The sequence below is a fragment of the Microcoleus sp. bin48.metabat.b7b8b9.023 genome (genome assembly GCF_013299185.1).
Lineage (GTDB): Bacteria > Cyanobacteriota > Cyanobacteriia > Cyanobacteriales > Microcoleaceae > Microcoleus.
This window is the reverse complement of the sequence record NZ_JAAFKG010000124.1, coordinates 1-3,383: the sequence shown is the minus strand read 5'-3', so window position 1 is coordinate 3,383 and position 3,383 is coordinate 1. Positions and strand designations below refer to the sequence as shown.

The window sequence follows — 3,383 nt, the reverse complement described above, 5'->3', positions numbered from 1 at the left end:
TTTTAATGCTTGTTGCAGAGTTTCCTTTGTCTCGGAACTGAGAAAGTTTTTAGCAGGCATTGACTTTTTCTGGATATCATTATGTTATATTATACCAATATGCGTTTTAAATGCACAACAGCTTACTCATTTCCTGACTAATTTTGTCTAGCATCTGCTTCGCCTGACTGACATCGTGATTGCTACCTGTCACCAGGATAATGAACTCGCCTGCTTGAATTTGAGTGTCATACTTCACTATCTCGTGGTTCGGGATTCCTAAGCCTCCCAAGGCACCAGCCAATCCTCCTACAGCAGCGGCACCAGCGCCACCAACCAGCGTTCCTTCCAACCAACCAGCCAACACCCCAGCAATGGGGCCAGCAACGACTATGGGAGCCATTCCGGGGATAAATAGCACTCCAGCCCCAGCTAAAATGCCAAATAGACCTCCGACGAAGCTACCCCAATAGCCACCACCTGTGGCTCCAGCTTTGGCTGTATCTTTCCAGGTGAGAAATCCGCGCACGTGTTCAGTGGTGTGGTAGTCTTTGCCAATTATCGAGAGCTTTTGCATATCGAAGCCTTTTTTTTGCAGCTCCAATACAACCCTTTCTGCTTCTGAATGGGAGGGGAAATGACCAACAATCGTATGTGTGTATGACATGAATTTGTTTCCTTTGTTATTTGCCCGAATGAAGGACAAAATTTTAATTCTTGATTTGTTTTTTATCTTTTGATGTTCGATTTTATCTGGTTGAGCTTCGATTTAATCTCAACCTTGACTTCTTTTGCCATCAACTGAACTTTAACAAAAACCACACAATATAACCTCTACCTTTTGATTTAAAATTTACACAAATTCCCAATCCTAACCTATACCTTTTGATTGCTTTGAGGAGATGTTATATCAAAAAAAAGAGCGGAATAACTGGCATTATTCCGCTCTTAAGCTAAAGTCAGGAAACGGCACTGCCGTCTCTCCTCCTCCTACAATTAATCCGTGTAGGGAAACGGCACTGCCGTCTCCTCCTCCTACAATTAATCCGCGTAGGGAAACGGCACTGCCGTCTCCTCCCTTAGCTTAGTTTAATCGTGTCTTACTTCTGCGTAGTTTCCGCAGCAGCAGTTGTAGCATCTAATCTGGTACAAATCGCTTTCAAGGTTGCTTCTTCCGCTTCTTCCATCGTCGCCATTGCGAATAAAATTGCTGTATTGGCATAGTCCTCAGCTTGATCCGCCCGATGTTCGAGTTTCTTGACTTCGCGATTTGTTTTCCATTCGTCAACGTTTGACTTCACCTCAGATTCTTTTTCCTCGAATTGAGTTTTGAGTTTTGCCCGATACTCATCAAATTGTTGTTTTTTAGCTTCCAGATTTGTCTTCGTTTCATCAAGTTTCGACTGAAGCTCAGCTTGAGTATTTTTTGTGGCAGATTGAATACTTTCCGTCAGCGACTTTGCCCGGTTTTCAATCGCTTCTAAATTGTCATGGAGTTGTTTAGTGAAGTTGTCAATAGTCGTACTCATTTTGTTTCCTTTAGTATGCTAATGTTTTCTAAATTATCGATGGCATTGTCAATCCAAGATTATTTACCAAAAAAATTCTTGACTGCTGTAGTGGCTTTATCGGCAGCATTTTCGACTCTGGAATTATTGGCATCAACTCCAATTTTTGTTTCAGTTAAGTCATCTTTAATCTTCATTTTGACAGATCTTGCTTGATCTTCCATTGCTGACTGTGCCTTCCCAATCTTTTGCTGAGCAGAGCCTTTGACTTCTTCTGCCTTACCAGTTACTTGCTTAGAAATACTAGCAGCACTGGTGGCAAATAGAGGCGATGCGATCGCAGGTGATGGCGCAAAAACGACACTTTGGCAAATTACAGCAAGTATCAATAATCCACCGATAACTTTTGTTAAATGGTGTTGTAGGTTAGAAACGAAAGTCTTGGTGTTTATTTGCATGATGATTCCTCTAGTATGTTGAGTTTATGAGACTGGTCAATAGTATTATTGAATAGCCAGCGAGTCATAAAAATCTTTGTTGTTAATTACCTTATCTACTCTGCCGGTGAATAAATAAAACAACTCTCATGAATTCAATGATTTCACGTTCTGGAGTTATCGCCATCTATCTTAGGTTGAGGGTGTGAATATCTTAAGAGGTAGATATGTCATTATTTTTACCGTAAGCAACCTTTGCTGCTAGAACTAATATTTATTCAGTCTCTGACTACGATCTCATTTTTGTAGTTTGTTTCAACAGTTCAAACCAGATTAAGCTAATTAATCCACCGCCCAAACAGATCGCAAGATCGATCGCACGTAGCAGAGAAAAGCTGAACAAATGACGCAAAAACGGGACATACAGCACCAGCCCAAGGAACAACAGTCCGCCACCAAGCACCCACCACAGGGCGGGATTTGGCGATTTCAGTATTTTCAAGCTGAGGCGGGAAGTCGAACCTTCGCTCAAAATTAGTGCTAAGTTTGCCAAAATCAACGTCGTAAACGTTAATGCACGGGCATCAAATTCGCCTTGTCTGCGATACAGGGCGATCGCAAAAATCGCCAGCACAACCGCCAAAATTCCGCATCCTTGCAACACAGCCAAGGAGAGCGTTTTCTTGCCAAATAAAGGTTCTTTGGGGTTGCGGGGAGGGCGCTGCATCACCGTTGCTTCTGCGGGTTCGGCTTCTAATACGATCGAGCAAGCTGGATCGATAATTAAATGTAAAAATGCCACATGAACCGGAAGCAATACTAACGGTAATTTAAACAATACTGGAATCAAAGACATTCCGGCGATCGGGATATGAATCGCAATCAGATATGACATGGCTTTGCGGAGATTGTCAAAAATTCTGCGCCCCAGTTTGACTGCTTGGACGATCGACGAAAAATCATCATCTAGTAACACCAAAGCCGCAGATTCACGGGCCACATCCGTACCTCGCTCACCCATCGCAATCCCGATTTGAGCAGCTTTGAGAGCCGGAGCATCATTCACGCCATCCCCCGTCATTGCAACGACTTCGCCCTTAGATTTCAAAGCATTAACTAACCGCAACTTGTGTTCGGGAACGGCTCGTGCAAAAATATTTGTACTTTGAATCCGCTGCTCTAATTCAGCGTCGCTCATGCCATCTAATTCTGCTCCGGTGACAACGGCTCCCATTTGCATCAATCCCACTTGACGAGCAATGGTTTGAGCAGTTTCTGGATAATCACCCGTAATCATCACAACTCGAATTCCAGCGGTATAACATTCTTGAATCCCACATTCCGCACCCCCAACTGGCACATAGGGGGATTGAGGGGGGAAAAGTGAATCATCCGAGACAAAAATGAGTAGAAATACTCAATTATCTCGGTGACTCAACATCACCCAGTAGTCCATTCT

4 protein-coding genes are annotated in these 3,383 nt (G+C 43.2%); all 4 read right to left on the bottom strand.

Features of this window, described 5'->3' with window-relative positions; genetic code table 11:
- Window positions 1-106: 106 nt before the first annotated feature.
- Window positions 107-646 (bottom strand): general stress protein, encoded by a 540-nt coding sequence (locus QZW82_RS32125; protein WP_293158444.1) that lies wholly within the window; start codon window positions 644-646, stop codon window positions 107-109.
- A 433-nt stretch (window positions 647-1,079) separates the two neighbouring features.
- Entirely contained in the window at window positions 1,080-1,508 is a 429-nt protein-coding gene (locus QZW82_RS32120) for a hypothetical protein (protein ID WP_293158441.1), read from the bottom strand.
- Window positions 1,509-1,567: 59 nt separating this feature from the next.
- A complete protein-coding gene (locus QZW82_RS32115) occupies window positions 1,568-1,945 on the bottom strand; it encodes a hypothetical protein (protein WP_293158438.1) in 378 nt (125 codons plus the stop codon).
- Window positions 1,946-2,213: 268 nt separating this feature from the next.
- Window positions 2,214-3,329, bottom strand: a complete 1,116-nt coding sequence (locus QZW82_RS32110; RefSeq protein ID WP_366665119.1) for a cation-translocating P-type ATPase — start codon at window positions 3,327-3,329, stop codon at window positions 2,214-2,216.
- Between the last annotated feature and the right edge of the window lie 54 nt (window positions 3,330-3,383).